The organism is Arcicella rosea (genome assembly GCF_040543805.1).
Taxonomy (GTDB): Bacteria; Bacteroidota; Bacteroidia; order Cytophagales; family Spirosomataceae; genus Arcicella; species Arcicella rosea.
Window position 1 is genome coordinate 262180 of the sequence record NZ_JBEUMS010000008.1, and the last position, 25995, is coordinate 288174.

A 25995-nucleotide genomic window follows, 5' to 3' on the forward strand; every position below is an offset into this window, starting at 1 on the left:
GAACAATGGCAATGAGGCAATTAACAATAGCTTATCTAGCTTTTTCGTGATTTTATTTCAGTTTCTATTTGTTTTAGAGCAATAATACTTGGTAAAAAAGTTAGACCACTACCACCAGCAACAGCAAGTAATACATAATTTTTACTTTTTATAGCAAGATAAATAAGAGTAATTAAAGCAATTGCCATCACGATGCCGAGTCCTATAACAGCACCCTTTGCCTTTTTTTGTTTTATTAGTAATTCTTCTAATGTTAATTCAGCGAGTTTGTTATTTTCTTTCATTTGATTATTTTGGTTTATTGGTTTGATGGATTTTTTAAACATTTATTTATTCTTATTGCCATTATTTGTGTCTCTACAAATAATTTGGTGAATTTTATCTATTAATATGATAATACACGGGTTTTTCGTGAAGACACGAACAACGGCTGTAAAATACTAAGTTTTTGTAAAAACACAAAAAAACGACAGGAGAAGGAATTGTATAATTATTTTATTTTTCAGAAAAAAGCTTTGTTTTTCTTAGATATGCTGCAACAATCGTGACTAGAACAATTAGCAATGTAAGTAAAAAAGGTTTCCCTTTATTGATATGGACAAAAACTACAAATGTCATATAAGAAGCTAAAATTGAAGCACCAATAATTACGGTTTTTTGAAATAAAAATAAGGTGGTTGCAATTAATAGAAAAATGCCTACCCCAATAACGGAGGTATTACTTAATCCAAGTTTAGATATTTGATTTGACTGAAATATTTTTTCAAAAGCATTCTGGATAAAGAATAAAGCTATTATGATTGATGGAAGCCATATTAAAGCTGTCTTAAAGTTTTTTATAGTTATCATTCTATTTTACCAGTTTTTTAAATTAAATCTATTGTCATTGTTTGCGTGTACACAAGTAATTCTACAAATTAACTTATCCATTAAGCTCAATCATATTTGATTAATGTAACAAAACACAAAGTTTTTTGTGAAGACATGAACAAGGCTGGAGTATTAAATATTTTTAAGTTGATTGGGTGACGTTCTAAGCTGACTGTTAACTTAAAGATGTACGTATATTTGCCTTTTTTCTTAAAAGTAAATAAATAATGGAAATTAACCAATTAATATTTTAGGATACTCTTAAATGGGTATTTATGAGTTGATTATGGTGTGTTTATTTGTTAAGTAAAATTCTATTTATCCCCATTTTTTCCAACCCATTCCAACAAATTACTCTCTAAAATACGCAAAATTCCGATGAAAGTTGAGGTATTTGTTTTGGATGCTGACATGCCTTGTAAGCAAGTATTCTTGGATATTTTGATGACAAACAGAGCAAATTTGTAAGTCAACAAAACTTTATTGTAAGCTTACAAAATTGTTTTGCAACCCTACAATGCTTTATTGTAAGCTTACAAAACTGTTTTGCAACCTTACAAAACTTTATTGTAAGCTTACAAAATTGCTTTATAACCTTACAAAACGATACAGAATACCATCGAAATAAGAGAATGTTCTTTTGTTGAATTGGAATTATCTGTCTGTAAAGCAGTGTGTTATATATTTTTTATAGATGTGGGATTATATTTATATTTGTATCCACTTTGAAAACAGTTAAAAGCGTTCCATTAAAATATTATGATGAAAGTAACAACTGAGCACAATGAGCGAATTGCAAAAATGACTTTTGCATCGGTATATCCATACTATGTTAAAAAAGTTGAAAGCAAGGGCAGGACAAAAGAGGAATTACACCAAGTTATAACGTGGTTGACGGGCTTTGATGATAAAGAGCTAGATGAATTGATTTCTGAAAAAGTGACGTTTGAAACATTTTTTCAGAAAGCTAACCTCAATCATAATGCGTCTCTTATTACAGGTGTAATTTGTGGCTACAGAATAGAAGAAATAGAAAATGCTTTAACGAAAGAAGTAAGGTATTTAGACAAATTAGTAGATGAATTAGCAAAAGGCAAAAAGATGGAAAAGATTTTGCGTGTTGCCAAAATATAAATATTAAATATTCAGAAGTATTTGATTAAACCTATAAGGATTTTTACAATTGACTAATAAAAAGAGTTTTAACCTCAAATCCTTATAGGTTTATATGCTCAATTAATTTATTCTTATAATGCTAATCGCCAATCACTCTTTACTAATCACTATATAATTCACAATTCACAACTCCAAAATTTATGATTTCTGTTCAATGTTATTGTGGTTCAAACTTAGCTTTTAGCGAATGTTGTGAACCAATTATTTTAGGAAAAAAAGAAGCCCTTACAGCGGAGGCATTGATGCGTTCGAGGTATTCAGCTTATGCCTCTGTAGCACCTGATTATTTATTAGCAAGTACCCATTTTACAGAACGTGCTAAGTTTAGCAAACAAGATTTAGCAGATTGGGCAAGCGAAAATCAATGGCAAAAACTTGAAATATTAAACACTAAAAATGGACAAGTAAATGATGTGAATGGAGAAGTAACTTTTAAAGCTTATTTTAACAACGCTCAGGGACAAACGTCAATTCACCATGAACATTCTACTTTTGTAAAAGAAAATGGAAAATGGTTTTATGTAAAAGGAATTATTAATCCTAAAAATGCTTCATCAGAAGTACTTATCAGCAGAAACGACCCTTGTATTTGTGGAAGTGGAAAGAAATATAAAAAATGTTGTGACGTTTAGATAGCTGTAAGCTTTGAGATGTGAGCAGTGAGCTTTTTTAAAGTTAAATTTCTCAGATAACAGATTCCAAATAACTGTTAACTGTAACTAAAGCCCTAAATTGCGAACAAATTAACAATTAAGAAAATGAATATAGGAGATAGAGTAAGACTATTACGTGGGAAAGAAGAAGGAATCGTTACCAAGATTTTGTCGAATAATATTATTGAAATAGAAATTGAAGACGGTTTTACGATTCCCGTAAAGCGTTCGGATGCCGTAATTATTGATGAATTAGAACAAAAAACATTTAAACCAGTTGCACCTTCTCGTTCATTTGAACCACAAGCAAGTATTGAGCGTCGCCAACCTACAACACCAGAAATATTAGCAAACAAAGGTATTTACATGGCTTTTGTGCCTGTGAATGATCGTGAACTTTCGCAACATCTTATCAATAATACCGATTGGGAATTACCTTTTATGCTTTCGGTTGGTTCAGACCCACACCATAAAGGTTTGGCAGCAGGAACATTGAAACCAAAAACTTCTATCAAAGTACAAAACGTTTTAGTAAAGGATTTTGAAGAATGGGGAACATTTGTTTTTCAAGCGTTTTTCTATCGTTTGGCATTTATGAAATTGCCAGAACCTTTGGTAAGACGTTTGAAATTTAGAGTAAATACTTTTTTCAAGAGTAAACAAAAAGCTCCGATTCTGAATCAAGATGCACATTTGTTTCAATTAGATTCTGAAGATGCTGTTAATCCTGTTCCAACAAAAATTGATACTGAGAAATTGAAGGAACAAATGTTTGAAAAACAAGTACCAGAACCAGTAGCAACATTACCAGCTAAACCAGCTCTTAAAGTTGATTTACATATCGAAAAATTGTCTGCTGATTCATGGGCGATGTCGAATCGTGAAATGTTAGCTTTACAAATTACTACTTTTGATAAACAGTTTGAAGCAGCCATCGCTAACGGAATGGATGAAATTACTTTTATTCATGGTGTTGGAAACGGAGTACTCAGAGATGCCATTCACAAAAAACTTTCGGGACATAAAAATGTAAAATACTTTGAAGACGCTCAGAAAGAAAAGTTTGGCTATGGCGCTACTAATGTGAAGATTAAATAGGTTTTAATAGATATGAGTTATGAATTATAAAATATTTGGGCGTCAGCATTTTTACGAAATTCCGCTGTTTGAGCGTAGCGAGTTTCGGAATTTCTTGACTTTCTTTTGTTACTTTTCTTGTGTCAAGACAAGAAAAGTAAGGTCTTGATAAAATAAATATTTTTTTTGATGAAAATAAATAGAAGTATTTATTCACGAATACCATAGTCAATTTTAAAACGTAATCTATAGAAAAATATAAAACATAAATGAAAAAAACACTTTTTGCCTTAATTGCTATTATTTTGCTTCAAGGCTGTGCTGGTTCAAAAAATACAAATACTACTGCTAATCCTGAAGCACCCAAAGAATCGTATATGTATAATGGAAAACAAGTAGAAAAAAGTCTTTCGACGATTGGAATCCCTTTTGAAATTACAATGGGCGATGTAGAAAGACAAATCAATGCCAATATCAAAGACTTGATTTATGAAGACAATAGCATGGAGGATAACAATTTTGATAACTTCATGTGTAAAGTAAACAAGCGAGATAACATTACAGTAACGACCAAAGACGAAGCCTTTTTATTTAGCGTTCCGCTAAAAGTATGGGTAAGAGCAGGCTATAAAGTAATGGGGATTTCTATTCCTCCACAAGAATTATCTTTTGATTTCAATCTGAAATTTGGAACAAAATTCTCTATTTCTCCGAATTGGACAGCAACAGTACAAAGCTTTCCGATGGGTTATGAATGGATTAAAAAACCAACTTTGCGTTTAGGTGGTTATGAAATACCAGTAACAGGTTTGGTAGAAAGAGCCTTGAATTCGCAACAAGCAACCTTGTTGAAATCAGTTGATGATGCTGTGAAGAAAAATGTCGAAATTAAAAAATATGTGTTACAAGCTTGGAATACAGCCATGCAACCTTATTTACTTTCTGAAAAATATCGTACTTGGTTGAAAGTAACACCAGTTGGTTTACAAATGACACCGCTTACTACCGTCAACAACAAAGTAAAAGCAACGATTGGTATTCAGGCTTATACTGAAACGATAACAGGTACAAAACCTACTTTCCAAGCAGTAAATACAGTGCCAGATTTAAAATTGGTCAATGAAATTGCTGATGATTTTAAAGTAGGTATCATTGCTGAAATTCCATTGCGTGAAGCTGCGAAGTTGACGGCTGATACTTTAATTGGACAAAATTTCTCTTTTAAAGATGGTAAGTACAATGTAGGAGTAACCGAAATTGATATTTATGGAGACCAAGATAAAATGGTTATCAAAGCAGGTTTGAAAGGAAGTATCAACGGTAGTATTTATTATAAAGGTGTTCCAGCTTACGACCCAACAACGAAATCGGTTTATTTGCAGAATTTCGATTATGATTTAAAAACGAAGAATTTATTGGTAAATACAGCCAATTGGTTTTTTCAAGGAAAGTTTGCCAAGAATATGAAAGACGCTTTGACGTTTAAAATCGGTGGACAAATTGATGAGATGAAAAAGCAAATGCAGGCGAACTTAACCAATAATAAAGTAGCAAAAGGCATTACTTTGAATGGAAGTATTAGTGAATTAACGCCTGATAAAGTATATCTAACACCCAATTCTATCATTGCGGTAATCAATGCGAATGGAAAGTTAGATATAAAAGTAGATGGTTTGTAAAAACTAAAAGCTAACTTTGTAACAGAAAGCATTCGTCTTATCGCCTTTGTGAAAGCAGGGGAGGAAAGTCTGGACAACACAGAGCATCATGCTTCCTAACGGGAAGGTACGGTTTTGGAGACGAAACCGTAACAGCAAGTGCCACAGAAAATTACCGCCTGAAAGGGTAAGGGTGAAAAGGTAGCGTAAGAGACTACCGCTCGGTTGGTGACAAACGAGGCATCGGTAAACCTCATGAGTTGAAAGACCAAATAGGCTGGCAAGCGGCGTTGGCAACAACAAAGTAAAGGACGGCTCGTTCGTGTCAGTGGGTAGGTTGATAGAGGTAGTAGGTGACTACTATTCGAGATAAATGATAAGACTTTTGAAGATTTCTGTAAAGAAAAATTCAATCGACAGAATCCGGCTTATAGAATGTTTTTTAAAAAAAGTCCCCGCAGTGTGTAAATGCTGTAGGGACTTTTTTTGACTTTAATACTAGAGAATTTTATGACTGAAAAAGTTTTAAACATGTTACTTATAACTGTGATAAAATATCAAGTAATACAGTCTTTCTTTAAAATTGATAGTGTTATGATGCTTTTTCGTAAATAATTGGATTCAATGGTGTGTTAACAACCTCTCCAACTTTTGCCCCTGGACACCAAGTTTCCCAATCTGCTTGTTGATTTACATTTTCAGGATTTTTAAGTGTCATATCTTTATCCATATAAATCATTGTCATTACTTGTCGCATTTTATCAGTTTGATTAGCGCCAGCTCTATGGAAAATCCATCCAGAATGAAAACTTACTTCTCCCAATTCAAATGCTTCTTTTACTTGTAGGAAATCGCCGAGTCTTAATTTTTTTTGAATTTCAATCTCACTATCATCACTGATTTTAAGATTGCGTCCTTCTTGCATTAAATGGCTTTTGGCACTAAATTCAAGTGGACCCATTTCTAAAGGTGTTTCTTGTAATGGAATCCAAGCAGTAACGGTTTTATCGCTTTCTAAAGGCCAATAATATTGGTCTGCATGCCAAGGAGTAAAGCCTCCTCCTGGTTCTTTGAAAAGTGCTTGGTCATGATAAAGCCGAACACCATCTACTTGCATTAAATCACTAGCGATTTTTGCAATTCTTTTACTGAATACAAATTCTTTAATGGTAGCACTCTGAGTCCAAATATTCATGATTTGTAAGAAAGCTTTGTTATAAACATCTCTTTCTTCAAGCGGGATATTCATGGTATTTAGTTCTTGTACTTTCTCTCTTATTAAGAGATTATATAGTTCAATAACATCTTTGTTTAATACATTCTTGAGTTTAAGATAGCGGTTTTCTTGATAAAACTCAATCTGTTCTTGGCTTAATTTATAAGGCTTATTGAGGTCTTCCAAAATTGATGTGGCGATTTCAAACATGACATTAAGAATTTAATATTCAGTAAAGAATTGACCACAAAATTATTCATAAAGTAAAAGTATATTCTCCACTAAAAATTCAAAATATAGCACTATATTGAAATATTTAATTTGTATTTTAATATTTTTTGTTAAAAATAGTGTTTAAATGAAAGCAATACTTGAAGATTTAAGTGCTGATAATCAAATCAACTCTTTTATAATCAATCAATATACTACTCCAAATTTTGAATATAGATGGCATTACCATCCAGAATTTGAATTGACGCTTATTGAAAGTGGGATAGGAGACAGGTTTATTGGAGATTCTTTTGAGAGTTTTCAAAAAGGAGATTTGGTCTTGATTGGTCCAGATTTACCACATACTTGGATGAGCGATAAAGAAAAAAACGTTGTTTCAGCTGCTGTAGTTATACAATTTACCAATCATTTTATCGAGCGTTTTTTAGTCTTAAATGAATTTAGTAAGCTTAAAAAGATATTGGAGATGAGTGGTCAAGGTTTATATTTTCCTAATCCTCCTTTGGAAGTGATTAGTAAAATGGAAACCATCAATCAGAAAGAGGGTATAACAAGGATTAATATTTTGCTTGAAATATTTGAAATTCTTACAGAACTACCCTATGAAGTATTAGCTTCTCCTTTTTTTCAACCGATTAAAAATGAAGAAAATGAACTAAGAATTAATACGGTTTGTCAGTACATGTTGAAGAATTTATCAACTGATATTTCATTGAAAAACGTCGCTGAGTTAATTCATTTATCTGAAAGTGCCTTTTGTAAGTTCTTTAAAAAAATGACTGGAAAGACTTATTCAGATTATTTGAATGAAATCAGAATCGGAAAGGCCTGTTCATTATTGACAGCATCCGATAAAACGATTGCTGAAATTGGCTTTCAGACAGGATTTGAAAGTATTACTTATTTCAATAGAGTGTTTTTAAGAAAGAAGAAAAGGACGCCAAATGAATTTAGAAAAATGAGTAGAAACAACTCTGATAAAAGCGCATAAAAAAAGCCGTCAATTCAACAGAAATGACGGCTTTTGTATATCAATTTAATTATGCAACTGCGAAACTTGAAATATTTTTAGCTTCTAGTACAGATTCTCCCATCAAGTAAATATCAGCTGCACGTGCTGCTTCTCTACCTTCTGAAATTGCCCAAACTACTAAAGATTGTCCTCTGCGCATATCACCAGCAGCAAATACTTTATCAATTGCTGTTTGATAATTATGAGCTTTCACATTGCCTCTATCATCAAACTCTAGTCCTTTTTCTTCCAATTGTGCAAGGATACCTTCACGTTGTGGATGTAAGAAACCAGCAGCAATTAAGGCTAATTCTACAGGAATTTCACGCTCATTGGTATGAACTTGGTGCGCTTTTCCATCAACAACTTCCATTGCAATGTCAGCAATTTTAAGCCCTTTTAAGTTTCCATCAGCATCGCCAATAAATTCTTTTACGGCAATAGACCAGTGACGATCAGCACCTTCTTCATGCGAAGTAGAGGTACGTAACATCATAGGCCAATTTGGCCAAGGAGTATGTGCTGCTCTTTCTTTCGGCGGCATTGGCATTACCTCAACTTGTGTAACAGATTTTGCTTTATGACGGTTTGAAGTACCAACACAGTCAGAACCAGTATCTCCACCACCAATTACAACAACATTTTTATCAGTAGCGTAAAGTTCGCCCATTGGATAAGGCTTACCCATGTGATTCACTTCACGTTCGATACCAGCTACTCTTTTGTTTTGTTGAGATAAGAATTCCATTGCTGGATAAATTCCTTTCAAATTAGAACCCGGAATACCTAAAGTTCTTGGAATTGTTGAACCACCAGAAAGAACTACTAAATCAAAATCTTCTAACAAATCATCAGCTTTGATGTCAACACCAACATTTGTATTTGTTTTGAAAATAATTCCTTCTTGTTCCATTACTTCAACTCTACGTTGAACAACCCATTTCTCTAATTTGAAATCTGGGATACCGTAACGTAACAATCCACCAATTCTGTCAGCACGTTCAAAAACAGTTACTGTATGACCAGCTTTATTTAATTGAGCAGCAGAAGCCATACCAGCAGGGCCAGAACCTACAACAGCCACTTTTTTACCAGTACGTTTTGTTGGAATATTTGGTTTTACCAAACCATTACCGAAAGCATATTCAATAATTGATTTCTCAATATATTCAATCGTTACTGGTGGTTTATTGATACCTAACACACATGCAGATTCGCATGGAGCTGGGCAAATACGACCAGTAAATTCAGGGAAATTATTCGTAGAAGAAAGAATCTCATACGCATAAGCCCAGTTTTGATCATACACTGCATCGTTGAATTCTGGAATAATATTACCTAGTGGGCAACCACTGTGGCAAAAAGGTACGCCACAATCCATACAACGACTTGCTTGAGATTTTACTTTATCAGCAGTAAAATCAATATCTATTTCTTTGAAGTCTTCGACACGTTCTGCTACGGGTCTTTTCTTTGGAGTTTCTCTAGTAACCTCTAAAAATCCTGTTGGTTTTCCCATTTCTTTAATTTGAAAATTTGAGGATTTGAAAATTTGAAATCAATCTTTAATATTTTTTGAGATTGATTTTGAGATGCGTCAACTCAAATAGTTTTGAATTGACGCATTTTCAAGTTTTCAAATGATATTAATGTGCAATTTCTACTTGAATATCTTTGTAAACAACATCCTTGTTCTCTAAAACTTCTGCTACGCTGATGTTGCGTGAAGCCAGCGCTTTTTTGAAATCTTGAGGCATTACTTTTAGGAATTGTGGTAAAGTAGTAGCCCAATTATCAAGAACAGTTTTAGCAGTATCTGAATCTGTATATTGTAAATGTTGTTCTACATACATTTTTAATATATTTTGATCTTCAACTGTCAATTCTTCAATGGCTACCATTTCACCGTTCAATTTAGGAGCAAAGTCTCCTTTTTTGTCCCAGATGTAAGCCACACCACCCGACATACCAGCACCGAAGTTTCTACCTGTTTCACCTAAGATGACTACTAAACCGCCTGTCATGTACTCACAACCGTGGTCGCCAATACCTTCTACGACAACTTTAGCACCTGAGTTTCTTACACAGAAACGTTCGCCTGCCATACCTCTTAAATATGCTTCGCCAGATGTTGCACCGTAGAACGATACGTTTCCAACTACTGCATTTTCAGATGGATTGAATGTTGCTTTTTTACTTGGATATACAATTAGCTTAGCGCCACAAAGTCCTTTTCCGATATAATCGTTAGAGTCACCTTCTAATTCAAATGTGATACCATTTACAGAGAACGCACCAAATGATTGTCCAGCAGTTCCTTTAAATTTAACATGAATTGTGTCGCTTGGTAAACCTTTTGCACCATATTTCTTCGTGATTTCGTTCGATAACATCGTTCCGATAGTACGATTCACGTTGATTACTTCTAATTCACCTGTTGATTTTTCTCCGTTTTCAAGTGCTGGTTTAGCTATCTCTAACAATTTCCAGTCGATTTGGTCTTGTAAACCATGATCTTGATCTTCTTGCTTATATAAAGCAACATCCAATGCCATTGGTTGTTTATACAAGATTGGAGATAAATCTAAATGCTTCAATTTCCAATTGCTAAGAGCTTCTTTCATCTCTAATCTATCTGCTTGACCAACCATTTCGTTAACCGTTCTGAAACCTAATTCAGCCATGATTTCACGCAATTCAGTTGCCAAGAAAGTAAATAGATTCACAACGTGTTCTGGTTGACCAGTATATAACGCTCTTAAACGTGGGTCTTGTGTTGCTACTCCAACTGGACAAGTATTCACATGACATTTACGCATCATAATACAACCAGCCGTTACAAGTGCAGCTGTTGCTACACCAAATTCTTCAGCACCTAATAAAGCCGCTACTGCTAAGTCTTTACCAGTTCTGATTTGTCCATCAGTTTGAACTGTAACACGTCCACGCAATTTGTTTCTTACCAAAGTTTGGTGTGCTTCAGCTAAACCAAGTTCCCAAGGTAAACCAGCATGACGAATTGATGAAAGCGGAGATGCTCCAGTGCCACCATCGTGTCCAGCAATCAAAATATGATCAGCATGGGCTTTTGCAACACCCGCTGCAATTGTTCCAACACCTGCTTCAGAAACTAATTTTACAGAGATTCTAGCGGCACGGTTAGCATTTTTTAAATCGAAAATTAGTTGAGCTAAATCTTCAATTGAATAAATGTCGTGGTGAGGAGGAGGAGAAATCAAACCTACTCCAGGTGTAGAGTGACGAGTTTTTCCAATCCAATCATCTACTTTGTGTCCCGGTAATTGTCCACCTTCACCTGGTTTTGCACCCTGAGCCATTTTGATTTGTAACTCAGTAGCGTTAGTCAAGTAATGAGCCGTTACTCCAAAACGTCCAGATGCTACTTGTTTGATAGCAGAGTTCATTGAATCTCCATTAGCAAGTGGAGTAAAACGGATTGGGTCTTCACCACCTTCACCAGAGTTTGACTTACCGCCAATTCTGTTCATCGCAATCGCTAAAGTAGTATGCGCTTCATAAGAAATTGAACCGAAAGACATCGCACCAGTAGCAAAACGTTTGAAAATATTTTCAATTGGCTCTACTTCACTAATATCAATTGATTTACCTTTCTTGAATTTAAGCAAACCACGTAGGGTCATTGCTTTTTCAGATTGGTCGTCAATCAATTTAGAATATTTTTTATACTGCTGATAGCTGTTATTCTTAGTTGATTGTTGTAAAAGGTGAATCGTTTCTGGATTGAACAAGTGGGCTTCACCACGTTGTTTCCATTGATAAATACCTCCAACTTCCAATTTAGGATTAGCTACTGGCAATTCAGGGTAACCATTTCTGTGTTTGATTAAGGCTTCTTTAGCGATGCCTTCTAAATCAATACCACCGATTCTTGAAATAGCACGAGAGAAATAAGTATCTACTACTTCTTTACCTAAACCAACAATTTCAAAAATCTGAGCACCTTGATATGATTGAAGTGTTGAAATTCCCATTTTAGAGAAAATTTTCAACAATTCACCATTAACAGCTTTAATGTAATTTGCTTGAAGTTTTTCATAAGGGTAATCTACTTGTAGAATACCTTTTTCCTTCATCCCATTAATTGTTTCAAATGCCATGTAAGGGTTTACAGCAGATGCACCGAAGCCAATTAAAGTAGCGAAGTGATGTGTTTCCCAAACGTCTCCAGCTTCAACAATTAAACCAACTTGAGCTCTTTTTCCTTGACGAATTAAGTGATGATGTACCGCACTAACAGCCAATAAAGATGGAATTGGAGCATGTGATGAATCCACACCACGGTCAGTTAATAAAATGATAGCATATCCATCATCCACTGCATCTTCTGCATATTGACAGATTCTATCTAAAGCTCTTTTTAATTGACCTTTCTCACCTGTTGCACGGAAAGTAGCGTGAATAGATTTCGTTTGGAAGTTTTTGTGGTCTATCCAACGAATTTTCTCAATTTCACCATTTGTCAAAACTGGTTGACGAATTTCAATCTGACGGCAATGTTCAGGAGATTCTTTCAACAAGTTTTTCAAACCACCGATGTCAGATAATAATGACATTACTGTACGCTCACGAATTGAGTCAATTGGTGGGTTGGTTACCTGTGCAAATAATTGCTTAAAGTAATAAGATAAATGTTGAGCTTGGTCAGAAAGAATAGCCAAAGGAGTATCAACACCCATTGAACCTAAAGCTTCTTTACCAGTTTCAACCATTTGAGAAAGAATTACTCTTAAATCTTCTGTAGTGAAACCGAATACTTGTTGACGTAATAATAATTCACGTTCAAATGGAGTACGGTATTCAGCACCAGCCGCAGGTAAATCTTCTACTTTAATTTTATTCGTTTTCAACCATTCTCCGTAAGGATTTTGTTGACAGATTTTCTCTTTTAATTCATCATCAGGAATGATACGACCAGCTTCCATGTCCACCACGAACATTTTACCCGGTTGTAAACGTCCTTTTGACACAATTTTAGCGGGGTCAATATCTAAAACACCTGCTTCAGAAGCCATGATAACGAAATCATCATCAGTTACCCAATAACGAGATGGACGTAAACCATTTCTATCTAAAGTTGCACCAATCATTTTTCCATCTGTAAATGAAATCGAAGCTGGACCATCCCAAGGCTCCATCATGGCTGCGTGGTATTCGTAAAAATCTTTTTTGTATTGCTCCATTTGCTCGTTACCGTCCCAAGCTTCAGGAATCAACATCATCATTACATGTGGAAGTGAACGACCGCTCATGTACAATAATTCGATAGCATTATCCAAAATGGCAGAGTCGGACTGACCTAACTGACAAATTGGTAAAATCATCTCCATTTCTTCCTTAGTGAAGTACTCAGATTCAAACAAAGCAGACTGAGCTTGCATCCAAGCCGCATTACCTTTCACAGTGTTGATTTCACCATTGTGACCAATAAAACGGAATGGTTGTGCCAATTTCCATTCAGGGAAAGTATTTGTAGAGAAACGAGAGTGAACAATTGCTAAAGCAGAAGTAAATTCTTCACGTTTCAAATCATCAAAATATCCCGGAACTTGCATTGTCGTTAACATACCTTTGTAAATAATGGTATGAGCAGACAGAGAGGCAAAGTAAAATTTATTGTCTAAACCTTTGACTGTTTCGTTGATAATACGAGCTGTGTATTGACGGAAAACGTACAATTTTCTTTCAAACGCCATTTCATCTGTGATGCTAGCCGGACGCTTGATGAATAATTGTTCCATCTGTGGTTCTGTATTTCCAGATTCAGCACCTAGAATTTCAGAATTATCACATGGAACTACACGATATCCCAAAATTTCTAAGCCTAAGCGCTTGGCCTTTCGGGTAATAATCTCCTTACATTCTTCACGAATTGTTTTATCCTTTGGAAAGAAAGTCATACCTACTCCGTATTCCTGAGCAGCAGGTAAGTCGATACCTAAATTAGTACATTCTTCCAAAAAGAATTCGTGAGGAATTTGTAATAAAATTCCTGCACCGTCACCTGAATTAGGGTCACAGCCGCACGCACCACGGTGATCCATACGAATGAGCATCTGAATTGCATCCGCAACTACTTTATGAGACTTACGTCCTTTCATGTTCGCTACGAAGCCGATTCCACAAGCATCATGCTCGAATTCTTTACGGTACAAACCTTTATTGTCGAAATTAGTCATGGTAATGGGTCTGTTTTTAAATTTACTAACAGAGAACTTGAGATTATGTTAGTGGCAATTGTTTTACTATAATATTGGAAAATTGTCAGAGAAATACAGTATAAAATGAAAATAATAAAATTGAAGTAGGATTTTCTTTCACTTCAATTTTATGAAAAATGAAGAATGTATTGCTTTCTGTTTTGTTATTACAAAGATATACAAGAAATTCTTTGGAAAAAATAGCATTTTGCCGAATAATCATCTGAATGATATAATTTCAAGAATTCGTAAAATTTTATCTTAGTTAGATGCAATTTTTAAAGATATCGTCCAAAAACATTATTTGCTGAATATGAATATTTTTTTTGCGAAAAACGACTTTTTTTAGACTGGTTTTTAATGATTTTGCAATTTTGTAATAAATCTTACTTTAAAATTAATGGTAAAATATTGAAAATTTCAATTTTAATTAATTTATAAGTTTTTTATGAAAAAAATCTCATTTTTATTCATTTAGCTGTAAAAATTCTAAAAAGCAATGATTAAAGAGCTTATTTTTATATTTATACGATGTAAATGCTTGGATACTAGCCTATTAATTCTATAGTGTTAATTAGAATCAATTTGTGATTAACTTGGTAAAGATATTCAATTTTTTAGACTACATTGATAACTTATTGAACTCATTACAAACCTTTTACTTATTTGATGTTTTTAGATACATTTCTTTAAATAAATTTCGTTTTAAGGACGATAATAAAAATAAGATTTTGAAGTATTTAGATTATTAATTTTGAGTACATATAAACAACCTTTATCCCTTTTGTTTTGTCAATAATATCGTAAAGTAAGTTTGTCAATCAATAATTTGTAAAACCTCCTGTTTTAACTGTATGAAAAAAACTTTACTCTCTTTGTTCTTATTGTTATTTTCAATGTTACAAGCCAATGCTACGCATATTGTTGGCGGTGAGATTGAATTACAAGTAGTGAAAAATCAACCTAATGCTACTCACCGCTTAAGCCTTAATTTATATTTTGATGATATTAATGGTAATGTTGGAGCTAAAGACCCAACTGTCTCTTTGGTTTTGTATAGAAAAAGGGATAATTTATATCTAGGAGTAGCTACTTTACCGATAATTAGTGATAGTTTAATAGGTTTTTCTAATCCGAATTGTGTTCAGAATAATTCTGTAAGAACTAGATTGATTCGTTACAGCGGCTACATTTACTTACTCCCAGACAATTTTACGGATCCAGATGGTTATTATTTTGTATGGGAACGATGCTGTAGGAATAATATCATTACTAATATTCAAAACCCAGAAGCGGCTGGTTCTGTATTTTATTTGGCGTTTCCTGCCTTAAAAATTGATGGAAAAACATTCGAAAATTCTTCTCCAATATTTGGTAAACTTACTGGTGATTATATTTGCCGTGGTCGTCCGTTTGTATTTGATTTTGGTGCAACAGATGCCGATAAAGATAGTTTGGTTTATAGTTTAGTGACGCCATTAAATGGTTTTTCTAACACACAAAACCCCAAGCCAGATTTCGCAGTTGGTAGTAGTAACTATCCACTTGTTCGCTGGCAAACAGGTTATGGTATCAATAATGTGATTCCCGGTCCTAAACCTTTAAGTGTAAATCCCCGAACTGGTCAACTTTCAGTAACGACAGACCTTTTAGGCTTGTATGTTTTTTGTGTGTTAACTGAAGAATTTAGAAATGGCAAGAAAATAGGAGAGGTGAGAAGGGATTTTCAATTGAAAGTAATTGATTGCCCAACCAATAATGCACCGCTAAGTTTTTTAAGAGAAAAAGGTAAAACAGACTTTTATGATACCAATCAAACGATAACAATTAAGGCTAATCAACAAAAATGTTTAAGTTTTTTAGTGACTGATTTAGATCCAAATCAAGAACTCAACTTAAAAATTCTTCCCAATAATTTTACAGGTTCTTATACGCTTACTCCAACTTCAACTCGTACAAATACTTATAAAGATACGCTTAGAGCTGAATTATGCTTTGATGCCTGTACAGCTAGTTTTGATGGAAAACCATTAATATTTGATTTGATTGCTTCGGATAATGGTTGTCCGCAGCCGATGGTAAGTACTTTAAGAGTAAAGGTAATTGTTGAACCCGATTTGAATAATCGCCCCAATATTTCAACTGATTTACAAAATAGAAAAGGAGAAGTAATCATTAACCAACAATTGAAATTTAATCTGTTTGGGAAAGATATAGACAATGATAATATCACGATTACAGCCAAAGGTAGAGGATTTAACCTTGCAGATATTGGTATGAACTTTGGCTCTGTAACAGGATTAGGAACAGTCAGTTCGCCTTTTACTTGGACACCGAATTGTAATGCCGTCAGGAGTAATGATTATATCGTAGATTTTTTTATTACTGATACTCGTTGTAATAGAAATTTAAGAGATAGTATTTCGGTTAATTTAAAGGCTTTGCCCATTCCTAGCCTTGCACCGAACGTATTGACTTCTTTGGCGAAGAATGAAATAGAAATCATCTTAGATGGGACGGAGGTTCAACCAATTAATTTTGATGTTACTGCACAAGACCCAGACGCCGACCCAATAAAATTATATGCTTTAGGAAAAGGTTTTGATTTGGCTAAAGTAGGAGCAGTTTGGACAGATAAAAATGGTGTGGCTAAAATCATTAATCCCTTTGCATGGAAAGTAGATTGTAGCTTACTTGATGGAAAAGACCAAGCTACTTATGTAATTGATTTTATTACAGAAGATAATTCTTGTAGTCCGAATAGATTTGATACTGTTTCCGTAAATGTTGTGCTAAAAAGTAAGTTGGTAAGTTATGATGCCTTTAAGCCTGTAAATGTATTTACGCCTAATGGCGATGGAAAGAACGAGTACTTTACGCTAACTGATTTGCCAGAAAATAACTGCTTTGAAAAATTTGAGTTTATCCAAATTTTCGACCGTTGGGGCGGGATGGTCTATGAATCGAAAGATAGGAATTTTAGATGGACTGGTGGCGAGTATGCTTCTGCGGAATATTATTATTTATTGAAATTCACTAAACGGGAGTTCAAAGGTTGGGTCAACTTAATTCGATGAATTAAACTTTGATGTCTCGAATTTTATGCGTTTCGCCTTCAATGGCTAAATAAGAATTCATAAATACTTCACGAGCTTCAGCTAAATGTGTTTCTAACTCTTTGTATCTCGAAGAATAATGCCCAATAATAAGCTTGCCTACCTTTGCTTTTTTGGCAATTAAGGCAGCTTGTTTGGTGGTAGAATGATTTGTCTGCGTAGCTCTTGGTAATAGTTCATCCAGAAAAGTTGCCTCATGATATAGCAAATCGACATTTTTCACAATATCAATAACCGATTCATTAAAAAGCGTATCAGAACAAAAAGCATAACTACAACTTTTTAAAGAAGGAATCGTATAATTTTCGTTTTTATACTTCACAGAACCATCCGCATTAATGATGTCTTCTCCATCTTTTAACATTTTGATTTCTTCAAAAGTCAAATCACTAGGTTTTGTATTTTTTACGATTTTTCTTTTCTTACTTTTTTCTCTGAATAAAAAACCACAACAAGGTACTCTGTGAATCAGTGGAATTGTCGTGATAGTCACATTCTCATTTTCAAAAAGTAGATAGCTCTTTTCGGTTTGTGTTTCTGTAAAATGTATTTTAAAATTCAGCCGAGTATCAGAATATTTTAATTGAATTGTGATAATTTCGGCGAGTCCTTTTGGCGCAAAAATCCATAAATCTTCGATTCTTCGGTGCATATTTAAAGTAGATAAAAGACCGATTAAACCAAAAAAATGGTCGCCGTGAAGGTGTGTAATGAAAATATACTTGAGTTTTGTTGTCCTGATTTTATAATGAAGTAACTGACTTTGTGTGCCTTCTCCACAATCTATCAAATAGCCTTCCTGCTCAATCTGGAGATGATGAGCCGTCGGGTTTCTCGTTAAAACGGGTGTGGCAGAACCCGTACCTAGGATGGTTAGCTGAAAACTCAAGATTGTTTATGGATTGTATAGTTTTAAATCAATATCAGTCTAACAACTAAAAATATTGATTTGTTATAAGAGAGGTCAGTTTTAGAACTGACCTCTCCTTAATATTAATAATCATCATCAGAACCGCCTTCGCTGTATTCGCCGTGGTCGTATTCATCATCTTCGTCTGATTGGAAATCGTTTTCCAATTCATTCAAATAAACAGCATCAATTGCTTCTTGAACGGTTGGCATTACTGTCAATTCTTCAATTTTTGCAGCATCTAACTGGTCGATAATTTCTTGATTTTTGGTAACGATAATTAATAGTCCTAATTCATTCAAACAAATTTTATTGGCTTTACGAATTATCGAAATACCATGTCCGTCTAATTCAGTAATAGTATTAAATTCAATAATAATATTACCATAACCTTCTCTGAAAAGCTGGCGAATTATTTTTTCTAAATCAGCGTGATTTTCCTGCGTTAAGGCAGTTTCTTTAAGTTCGATAAGAGCGTACTGCTCATTTTTTTCTACCTTAAATTCCATAAATTGTTGTAATTTCTTGTTTTACTTCCTACAAAGACTTTAAATAACTGTTTACGTTTTCTTCAACTCTAGCCAGTATGTTTTCTGAATTATCTTTCACAAACTTTTTGCCTGTTACTTGTTCAAAAAGCTCGATATAACGTTCAGAAACTTGATTAACCCACTCGTCTGTCATTTCAGGAATAACTTGTCCGTCTTTACCTTGAAAACCATTTGCAATTAACCATTCACGAACAAATTCTTTTGAAAGTTGCTTTTGTGATTCATTATTATTTTGGCGTTCTTGGTATCCATCCGCATAAAAATAGCGAGAAGAATCTGGCGTATGGATTTCATCAATCAAAGTGATTTGTCCATCTTTATTACCAAATTCATATTTTGTATCTACTAAAATCAAGCCTTGTTCAGCAGCCATTTCAGTACCTTTTGCAAAAAGAGCCAATGTGTATTGCTCAAGTTGAACATATTCTGCTTCAGAGACTAATCCCTTTACAAGAATTTCTTCTCTTGAAATATCTTCATCGTGCCCTTCGTGAGCTTTGGTAGTTGGTGTAATAATTGGCGTAGGCAATTTGTCATTTTCCTTCAAACCTTCTGGTAAAGTTACTCCGCATAAAGTGCGTAAGCCAGATTTATAAGTACGCCAAGCATGACCCGCCAAATAGCCTCTTACAACCATTTCTACAGGATATGTTTCGCATTTTAAACCAACACTTACATTAGGGTCTGGAGTAGCAACAAGCCAGTTAGGAACTACATCTCTGGTTGCATTCAGAAAATGTTCAGCGATTTGATTTAATACTTGTCCTTTAAATGGAATTGCTCTAGGTAAAACTACATCAAATGCTGAAATTCTGTCAGAGGCAACCATCACCAAAAGATTTTCAAAAGAATATACATCACGTACTTTTCCTTTGTAAAAATTTGTTTGGTTGGGAAAATTAAAATTTGTGTTTTTAATTACGTTCATTATGTTGTTTTGCGATTTTAATCACGCTTGTTTAATGCTGTTTAGTGAAATAATTTCTGCAAAATTACCACAAACTTTCAGAGATTACATCCTTTCAATCACAATAGCAGATGCTCCTCCGCCACCATTACAAATACCAGCGGCTCCGTATCTTGCTCCTTTTTGTTTTAAAATATAAATTAAAGAAGTAACAATTCTAGCTCCGGATGCTCCTAGTGGATGCCCTAAAGCTACTGCACCACCGTGTACATTTACTTTTTTATGTGGAATATCCAATATTTTTTCAAAAGCCAAAGGTACAACAGCAAAGGCTTCGTTTACTTCATAATAATCAATTTCTTCTTTGATTAAATTAGCCATTTTGATTGCTTTTGGCAAAGCTACTGTTGGCGTTGTTGTAAAGAATTCTGGTTCTTGTTCAGCATCTGCCATACCAATAATTTTGGCGATTGGCAATAAACCTAATTTATCAGCTTTCTTTTTAGACATTAATACTAAAGCAGATGCACCATCACTTAGGTTTGATGAACTTGCAGCAGTAACAGTTCCTCTTTTTTCAAAAGCTGGTTTTAAATCTGGAATTTTCTCAAATTTTACTTTTTTGAATTCTTCATCTTCAGTAATAAGAATACTTCCTTGTTTGGTTTTTACTTCTACTGGAACAATTTCGCCTGCAAATGAGCCACTTTCTGCTGCTGCGGCAGCACGTTTGTAAGAATCAATGGCATAACTATCTTGTGCTTCACGGCTAATTCCGTATTTACGAGCGGTTCTATCAGCAAAAAAGCCCATTGAACAGTTTTCATAAACATCTGTTAAACCATCTTTTTCTAATCCGTCAACAATAGTTGATGAACCATATTTATAACCGAATCTTGCATTCGGAACATAAAATGGGGCATTCGACATGCTTTCCATTCCGCCTGCTACTACAATATCCGAAATCCCAAGCATGATGCTTTGAGCCGCCAACATAATTGCTTTTGTTCCCGAAGCACAAACTTTATTGATTGTTGTACATTTTGCCTGAGGTGATAAACCAGCACCCAAAGCTGCTTGGCGAGCAGGAGCTTGCCCTAAATTGGCAGAAACAACATTGCCCATTAATACTTCTTCTACACTTTCAGGCTTAATATTTGCCTTTTCAACAGCCGCTTTGATAGCGATACTTCCTAATTGAGTAGCCGATAGGCTAGATAATGCTCCTCCGAAACTTCCAATCGGCGTTCTAACTGCCGAAATGATATAAACTTCCTGTGTATTCATAAATGCGGTTCTTACCAGTTTTGCTTTGTTATTGTTTTATTAGGGTTTTTGGTGACTTTTTGACGTTGCTGGATATATTGGATTTCACTATTTTTCATAGCGTCCAATATGGTTTTGGCTTTGTCAACTGTTAAGCCATAGTTTTTTAATGTTTTAAGTAACTCTTGTTGGTTTTCATTTTTTGCTACTTCAGCATTTTCCTGAGGAGGAGGTTTAGGAGGCGTTTTTTGACTGCTGGGCGGCGGCGGTTTAGGTGGCTCTTGCTTAGGGTTGAATTTCCTTTTCAATAATTCATAATTAAACCTAGCGATATTGTTTTCGGGCATCATCACTAAAGCTTGCTTGAAAAGTGTCAATGCTTTAGCGGTGTCTTGCTGATTACAAAATATTAAACCCAATTGTACTAAAGTAGTTGAAGTTAATTTAGCTTCTTTTAGTCCACTTAATCGAGCATATATTTGGCGGGCAGCAAGCGTGTCTTTAGCCTCAAAAAGAGCATGTGCATAATTTAAAGATACTTCTGGAGGTGTAAAAACAGATTGTTTTGATAAAATAAGATACTGGTTTGCCGCTTCACGATAATTACCTTTCCTGAATGCAATTAATGCCTCGATTTTTGCTCGATTTCTATTGTTTACTTTTGAAAAAGAGCCATTATCAAGTATCCAAAGAAAAATATATAAGACAAATTGATTTAACAAAGTTGATTAATATTTAGTGATTTTTAAAATCCGACAAATTAAAATTTATCAATAATATAAAATTTTTTGTTATTTGATTTTTAAAATACGCTACTCCAACACTATAATTGGAAAGTTCGCACCGTGAAAAAAACATCAATTCCGAGCAAAAATAATGCAATGATTAGAAAATAAAAATATTTATTTACGGCAACATTAATTTGCTGATTACTGGAAATTGTACTTGTAATTTGATTTATTTCGGTTATCAACTCCGTCAAACTATTGGATATATTGCTAATTTCTAAGTATTTACCTTTGGCTTCGTTCGTTACTTTCTTCAATAAAATGTTATCTAATTTGGTGATAACAACATTTCCTTCACTGTCTTTTTTAAAGGTATTTTCTTCTTTGATTGATGAACCTTCAGGCGTTCCGATGCCTACAGCGAAGAAATTGATACCATTTTGCTTGATTTGCCCAACGATATTTCTATCGTATTCATCTGCAAATTCACCATCACTTATCAAGACAATTACTTTTGATTTATTTTTTGATTTAGATTTTTGGAAGCGATTATACGCTAATTCAAGTGCAGGATTGATTTGTGAACCTCCGCCAGTTAACAAATTAGTATTGATTTTCGGAACAAACAAACTGATGGCATTTCTATCAAAAGTAAGTGGCGATAATAAAATAGCTTCGTCTGAAAACACAATAATACCAATTCTATCATTCGGAAATTGATTAATTACTCTGTTAATCTCAAACTTGGCTTTTTCAATTCTACTGGGCTGAATATCTGTAGCGTCCATTGATTTTGAAACATCTACCAGAAAAAATATTTCTCTACTTTCTGCTTTTATGGCTTCGTTCAATTCTCCAAAAGATGGATTTAACAAAGCTAGCAACATTAAACCAAAATAGATGGTTCTTAGAAAGAATTTCAAAATACTTGAGCGTGCTGTGGTTTTTAGTCTTCTTGCTATCCAAAAAACCCGACCCAAATAAATTAAATACAAAATAAAAAATATAGCGATAAACCAATATTCAGTTTTCCCTAACTCCGAGGTTAAATTCATCTTTTGAGGAAATAAAGGTATTACGTTTACTTCACTAGTAATTTTCTGATTAAAATTACAAATAAACCAAAAATACTGTACCAAGCAAAGAAAGGCAATATCATTTCGGTTAATCTTAAGCAAAGTAAACTACAAATGATGAGTAACTGAAAGCCTAGTCCCAAGAAAGAGAGTAAACTCATAAACCATTTTGGGAATTGCTTTACAAAAAGAGCGGGCTTGTCTAATACTAAAACCAAAGCATCGAAGACTACATATAAACACAAAAATGTGGCATGTAAAACATTGGCTATTTTCTGATTTTCGTAATGATAGCTGATTGGCTTCCTAAATTCAAGAATACGACTTGTCTCATCATTGTTCAAGCGTCTCCTCAAAATTACATAATAATAGTTATAAATAGAACATTGAAATTCAATCCCAAAAAAGGCAAGTAAAAAAGTAAGTTTTGACGAACTTTCGATACTGAGAATACTTAGTAGAATAAGCAGATTAATGATAAAATCGAAAATAGAATCTAAATATCGACCAATGATAGAAGGATGTTTGGTGATTCTTGCGATTTCACCATCCACAGCATCTAAAATATTTTTTAACATTAAAAACAAAGCAGCCAACACAAAATGATGTGTAAGAATACAAAAGGAACAAGCAATACCAGCCAAAAAGAAAGTAAAAGTTACTTGGATAGCATTTACTTTTAACCTTGATAAATGAAGTGCAAGAAAACTGGCAATAGGTCGTCCGTAGTCAGAGAAGTCAATAAATTTATCGTCAATAGAAAGTTTTGGCATTATGGAGTTGAAAATACTGAATAGATAATTTAACAAATAGGTAGAAAATAATGGTCTTTGTATAACTCGTTTTCAAGGTCTTTGTTATCGAATTTTTGTATTAAAACAGAAACGGCTCTATTTTGCATGATAAATAGAGCCGTTTCTATGGAAATTTATTTCAATAAACTATTCTACAGTTTTTCATAATAAGCCAAAACATTAGCTACATCACTCCATTCCTTAATTTTAATGTTTTCTTTTTTGAAATACTCTTCTAATTGACTTGATTTATCACTTAAAATGGCAAGAATAGCCTTTTTGTCTTTTTTAACTTTTACCATTGTACCATCAGTTTTATAAAGATAGTAATAAGTATTATGTAAAAATTTCTTGATTTTAGTAGCCGAATTATAAGGCTTTTCTTCATACATCACCGCATTTTTGAAACATAATAATTTTAGTTTTCCATCATATAAAACTTCGTAAAAACTATTGTTGCTTTGTCCGTCGATGGCAGGGAAACCTTTTCTAAACGTAGCGTTGATAAGCGTAAATTCATCAAAAGGATTGGTTAAAATAAAAGCTTGGTCGTTTCTTTGAAATTCAAGTTCGCCCGATGCCATATTATATCTCAAAGCATTATAATTAATTACAGCACCATTTTTTAGCTTAATACTTCCGACTGTCCACTGTTCGGGTAAATATGGATTTCCTTCTATTTCTACATAATTGTTTGAAAGAATAGGTTTTCCGTTGACGTCTTGTAGCATAGTCCCAGCGTTGCTCATTCCCTGAGCATAGCCAGAGATTACTTTAATAGATAGTAAGAGGATAAAAATTGTTTTTTTCATTTCGTTGTTGATTTTTTCTTTTAACGACTAAACTTAACAAAATATTCAATTTGATACAAGTTTTAAAATTAGCTTTCAAGCTGTGCTTGGATGAGATTATTGAAAATAAACTTCTAATTTTTGTACCTTTGCAAAACCAAATGAGATTAACTTTTGGAAAACAGTAAACAGTGTTGAAAGATGAAAGAAACGGATAGAAGAGTTAGTGAACGAAATCCAAAAGATACAAAAAAAGCAGAAGTGCATTTTGAAGTAAGCGAACCTGCTGAATTAATGACTTTTTTATTGGATAAAATGCCACATAAAAGCCGTCATAATATAAAGTCGTATTTAAGAGACAAACAAGTATTAGTTGACAACAAAGCTGAAACCCAATATAATTATAAGTTGAGAGTAGGGCAGAGCGTGAATATTAAAAGCTCTAAAGCTCCAGAAATTCAGAAGTACAAAGGACTGACGATTATTTACGAAGACCAATACCTACTTGTCATTGAAAAACAAGAAGGCTTCCTTTCTATCGCTACAGAAAAACAAAAATTGTACAATGCCTACAGTACTTTGAGCGACCACGTAAAGAAACAAGACCCCGCCAACAGAATTTTTGTAGTGCATCGTCTCGACCGTGAAACTTCAGGTTTGATGATGTTTGCCAAAAGCGAAAGAATTCAAAAACTTTTACAAGAATCTTGGAATGAAACCATTCAACAACGTACATATTTAGCAGTGGTGGAAGGAAATGTCGAATATCCACTTGGAACGGTTCGTTCTTATTTAGTAGAAAGTAAAGCTTTAACAGTGTATTCAACTTCCAATCCAAACTTAGGAAAAGAAGCCATCACGCATTATGATACCATTAATGCGACGGAATTTAATACTTTGCTAAAAGTGAATTTGGAGACAGGACGTAAAAACCAAATCAGAGTACACATGAAAGATATTGGTCATCCGATTGTGGGTGATGAAAAGTACGGTGCTAAAACCGACCCAATTGGTCGTTTGGGGCTACATGCTTGGGTACTTTCTTTTGTTCATCCAATTACTGATGAAGAAATGTATTTTGAAACAACAGTCCCTAAAAAGTTTTTGAGTTTGTTTTAACCATTGACTGTTATCGGTTATCAGAAAGCCATTAACTGTTCAGTATAAAATCTTATCACAATCCCTTTCTCATTCAGAGAAGGGGATTTTTTTGTAAAATAAATAATCCTCTTCTTTCTTTATTACAAGTATTATTTTATGTTTGTGAAAAGCTAAACATGGTTGTGCACCAGAGATATAACACCGAAAAACCACTCCTTAGCTTCCTGATTTGTTACCCTTTTTATTAATTAGATTTTAAACATTCATCACAATTGATGTCATCGGAGAGATATTTTGTGATTCCAGAGGCATATTTTATGTCATTGACGAGATGTATAGTGATTCCCGAGAGATATTTTATGTCATCGGAGAGATAAAAAGTGATTCCTGAGAGATGTTTTGTGTCATCGGAGAGATGTAAAGTGATTCCTGAGAGATGTTTTATGTCATCGGAGAGATGTAAAGTGATTCCTGAGAGATGTTTTGTGTCATTGACGAGATGTAAAGTGATTCTTGAGAGATGTTTTTCGCCTTCGATTTCTATGACAAAAACAAGGGAAATTTATCGGAATTTTCATATTTTTCTTTTCTTTGGACGACCGAAATAACTCGATGCAAAAGTT

At 33.9% G+C, this 25995-nt stretch carries 20 protein-coding genes and 1 other RNA gene; 8 read left to right on the plus strand and 13 right to left on the minus strand.

The features are described from left to right. Positions 1-35: 35 nt before the first annotated feature. Both ABID42_RS12850 and ABID42_RS12855 read right to left on the minus strand, forming a co-directional pair. Positions 36-284 (minus strand): hypothetical protein, encoded by a 249-nt coding sequence (locus tag ABID42_RS12850; RefSeq protein WP_367283989.1) that lies wholly within the window; start codon positions 282-284, stop codon positions 36-38. A 211-nt stretch (positions 285-495) separates the two neighbouring features. Further along, entirely contained in the window at positions 496-849 is a 354-nt protein-coding gene (locus ABID42_RS12855; RefSeq protein WP_367283990.1) for a hypothetical protein, read from the minus strand. A 783-nt stretch (positions 850-1632) separates the two neighbouring features. Between ABID42_RS12855 and ABID42_RS12860 the strand changes: the two genes are divergently transcribed. The 5 genes from ABID42_RS12860 to rnpB all read left to right on the plus strand — a co-directional run bounded on the left by ABID42_RS12860 (position 1633) and on the right by rnpB (position 5881). Next, complete coding sequence (locus ABID42_RS12860; RefSeq protein ID WP_367284006.1) at positions 1633-2004, plus strand: DUF2200 domain-containing protein; 372 nt, start codon at positions 1633-1635, stop codon at positions 2002-2004. Between the two features lie 182 nt (positions 2005-2186). Further along, positions 2187-2678 (plus strand): YchJ family protein, encoded by a 492-nt coding sequence (locus ABID42_RS12865; RefSeq protein ID WP_367283991.1) that lies wholly within the window; start codon positions 2187-2189, stop codon positions 2676-2678. Positions 2679-2804: 126 nt separating this feature from the next. Then, positions 2805-3797, plus strand: coding sequence for a Smr/MutS family protein (locus tag ABID42_RS12870; RefSeq protein ID WP_367283992.1), 993 nt, complete (start codon positions 2805-2807; stop codon positions 3795-3797). Positions 3798-4045: 248 nt separating this feature from the next. Further along, entirely contained in the window at positions 4046-5455 is a 1410-nt protein-coding gene (locus ABID42_RS12875) for a DUF4403 family protein (protein WP_367283993.1), read from the plus strand. Positions 5456-5479: 24 nt separating this feature from the next. Beyond that, positions 5480-5881, plus strand: an RNA gene (rnpB, locus tag ABID42_RS12880) — RNase P RNA component class A. A gap of 145 nt (positions 5882-6026) precedes the next feature. On the opposite strand, the gene ABID42_RS12885 is transcribed toward rnpB, so the two are convergent. After that, positions 6027-6860: a phytanoyl-CoA dioxygenase family protein gene (locus ABID42_RS12885; protein ID WP_367283994.1), complete on the minus strand. Its 834-nt coding sequence runs from the start codon at positions 6858-6860 to the stop codon at positions 6027-6029. 148 nt (positions 6861-7008) lie between these two features. Between ABID42_RS12885 and ABID42_RS12890 the strand changes: the two genes are divergently transcribed. Further along, positions 7009-7872 carry an AraC family transcriptional regulator gene (locus ABID42_RS12890; protein WP_367283995.1) on the plus strand — a complete coding sequence of 288 codons (864 nt, stop codon included), beginning with the start codon at positions 7009-7011 and terminating at the stop codon, positions 7870-7872. A 49-nt stretch (positions 7873-7921) separates the two neighbouring features. On the opposite strand, the gene ABID42_RS12895 is transcribed toward ABID42_RS12890, so the two are convergent. Both ABID42_RS12895 and gltB read right to left on the minus strand, forming a co-directional pair. Then, positions 7922-9412, minus strand: coding sequence for a glutamate synthase subunit beta (locus tag ABID42_RS12895; protein ID WP_367283996.1), 1491 nt, complete (start codon positions 9410-9412; stop codon positions 7922-7924). 127 nt (positions 9413-9539) lie between these two features. Further along, a complete protein-coding gene (gene gltB / locus ABID42_RS12900; protein ID WP_323260744.1) occupies positions 9540-14111 on the minus strand; it encodes a glutamate synthase large subunit in 4572 nt (1523 codons plus the stop codon). Between the two features lie 875 nt (positions 14112-14986). On the opposite strand from gltB, the gene ABID42_RS12905 reads away from it, so the two are divergent. Next, positions 14987-17209, plus strand: coding sequence for a T9SS type B sorting domain-containing protein (locus ABID42_RS12905; protein ID WP_367283997.1), 2223 nt, complete (start codon positions 14987-14989; stop codon positions 17207-17209). Position 17210: 1 nt separating this feature from the next. On the opposite strand, the gene ABID42_RS12910 is transcribed toward ABID42_RS12905, so the two are convergent. The 8 genes from ABID42_RS12910 to ABID42_RS12945 all read right to left on the minus strand — a co-directional run bounded on the left by ABID42_RS12910 (position 17211) and on the right by ABID42_RS12945 (position 24292). Continuing rightward, on the minus strand, positions 17211-18137 hold the full coding sequence (locus ABID42_RS12910) for a ribonuclease Z (RefSeq protein ID WP_367283998.1): 927 nt from the start codon (positions 18135-18137) through the stop codon (positions 17211-17213). Positions 18138-18241: 104 nt separating this feature from the next. After that, entirely contained in the window at positions 18242-18667 is a 426-nt protein-coding gene (locus ABID42_RS12915) for an STAS domain-containing protein (protein WP_323260738.1), read from the minus strand. Positions 18668-18695: 28 nt separating this feature from the next. Beyond that, positions 18696-19637 (minus strand): phosphoribosylaminoimidazolesuccinocarboxamide synthase, encoded by a 942-nt coding sequence (locus tag ABID42_RS12920; RefSeq protein WP_367283999.1) that lies wholly within the window; start codon positions 19635-19637, stop codon positions 18696-18698. Between the two features lie 84 nt (positions 19638-19721). After that, on the minus strand, positions 19722-20903 hold the full coding sequence (locus ABID42_RS12925) for an acetyl-CoA C-acyltransferase (RefSeq protein ID WP_367284000.1): 1182 nt from the start codon (positions 20901-20903) through the stop codon (positions 19722-19724). An 11-nt stretch (positions 20904-20914) separates the two neighbouring features. Beyond that, on the minus strand, positions 20915-21604 hold the full coding sequence (locus ABID42_RS12930) for a tetratricopeptide repeat protein (RefSeq protein ID WP_367284001.1): 690 nt from the start codon (positions 21602-21604) through the stop codon (positions 20915-20917). Positions 21605-21705: 101 nt separating this feature from the next. After that, on the minus strand, positions 21706-22665 hold the full coding sequence (locus ABID42_RS12935; RefSeq protein WP_323260730.1) for a vWA domain-containing protein: 960 nt from the start codon (positions 22663-22665) through the stop codon (positions 21706-21708). 26 nt (positions 22666-22691) lie between these two features. After that, complete coding sequence (locus ABID42_RS12940; RefSeq protein ID WP_367284002.1) at positions 22692-23459, minus strand: CDP-alcohol phosphatidyltransferase family protein; 768 nt, start codon at positions 23457-23459, stop codon at positions 22692-22694. Between the two features lie 173 nt (positions 23460-23632). Continuing rightward, positions 23633-24292 carry a hypothetical protein gene (locus ABID42_RS12945; RefSeq protein ID WP_367284003.1) on the minus strand — a complete coding sequence of 220 codons (660 nt, stop codon included), beginning with the start codon at positions 24290-24292 and terminating at the stop codon, positions 23633-23635. 180 nt (positions 24293-24472) lie between these two features. Between ABID42_RS12945 and ABID42_RS12950 the strand changes: the two genes are divergently transcribed. Next, the gene (locus ABID42_RS12950; RefSeq protein WP_367284004.1) at positions 24473-25390 is read left to right on the plus strand and encodes an RluA family pseudouridine synthase; all 918 of its coding nucleotides are present in this window, start codon (positions 24473-24475) and stop codon (positions 25388-25390) included. Positions 25391-25995: the final 605 nt, after the last annotated feature.

What these genes read in the sequence shown, in the direction of transcription:
- ABID42_RS12860 (WP_367284006.1), top strand. Translation starts at nt 1,633, where the DNA reads ATGAAAGTAACAACTGAGCACAATGAGCGAATTGCAAAAATGACTTTT.
- ABID42_RS12950 (WP_367284004.1), top strand. Translation starts at nt 24,473, where the DNA reads ATGAAAGAAACGGATAGAAGAGTTAGTGAACGAAATCCAAAAGATACA.
- ABID42_RS12865 (WP_367283991.1), top strand. Translation starts at nt 2,187, where the DNA reads ATGATTTCTGTTCAATGTTATTGTGGTTCAAACTTAGCTTTTAGCGAA.
- ABID42_RS12945 (WP_367284003.1), bottom strand. Translation starts at nt 24,292, where the DNA reads ATGAAAAAAACAATTTTTATCCTCTTACTATCTATTAAAGTAATCTCT.
- ABID42_RS12915 (WP_323260738.1), bottom strand. Translation starts at nt 18,667, where the DNA reads ATGGAATTTAAGGTAGAAAAAAATGAGCAGTACGCTCTTATCGAACTT.
- gltB (WP_323260744.1), bottom strand. Translation starts at nt 14,111, where the DNA reads ATGACTAATTTCGACAATAAAGGTTTGTACCGTAAAGAATTCGAGCAT.
- ABID42_RS12895 (WP_367283996.1), bottom strand. Translation starts at nt 9,412, where the DNA reads ATGGGAAAACCAACAGGATTTTTAGAGGTTACTAGAGAAACTCCAAAG.
- ABID42_RS12870 (WP_367283992.1), top strand. Translation starts at nt 2,805, where the DNA reads ATGAATATAGGAGATAGAGTAAGACTATTACGTGGGAAAGAAGAAGGA.
- ABID42_RS12885 (WP_367283994.1), bottom strand. Translation starts at nt 6,860, where the DNA reads ATGTTTGAAATCGCCACATCAATTTTGGAAGACCTCAATAAGCCTTAT.
- ABID42_RS12920 (WP_367283999.1), bottom strand. Translation starts at nt 19,637, where the DNA reads ATGAACGTAATTAAAAACACAAATTTTAATTTTCCCAACCAAACAAAT.
- ABID42_RS12855 (WP_367283990.1), bottom strand. Translation starts at nt 849, where the DNA reads ATGATAACTATAAAAAACTTTAAGACAGCTTTAATATGGCTTCCATCA.
- ABID42_RS12905 (WP_367283997.1), top strand. Translation starts at nt 14,987, where the DNA reads ATGAAAAAAACTTTACTCTCTTTGTTCTTATTGTTATTTTCAATGTTA.
- ABID42_RS12925 (WP_367284000.1), bottom strand. Translation starts at nt 20,903, where the DNA reads ATGAATACACAGGAAGTTTATATCATTTCGGCAGTTAGAACGCCGATT.
- ABID42_RS12890 (WP_367283995.1), top strand. Translation starts at nt 7,009, where the DNA reads ATGAAAGCAATACTTGAAGATTTAAGTGCTGATAATCAAATCAACTCT.
- ABID42_RS12935 (WP_323260730.1), bottom strand. Translation starts at nt 22,665, where the DNA reads ATGAATTTAACCTCGGAGTTAGGGAAAACTGAATATTGGTTTATCGCT.
- ABID42_RS12940 (WP_367284002.1), bottom strand. Translation starts at nt 23,459, where the DNA reads ATGCCAAAACTTTCTATTGACGATAAATTTATTGACTTCTCTGACTAC.
- ABID42_RS12850 (WP_367283989.1), bottom strand. Translation starts at nt 284, where the DNA reads ATGAAAGAAAATAACAAACTCGCTGAATTAACATTAGAAGAATTACTA.
- ABID42_RS12875 (WP_367283993.1), top strand. Translation starts at nt 4,046, where the DNA reads ATGAAAAAAACACTTTTTGCCTTAATTGCTATTATTTTGCTTCAAGGC.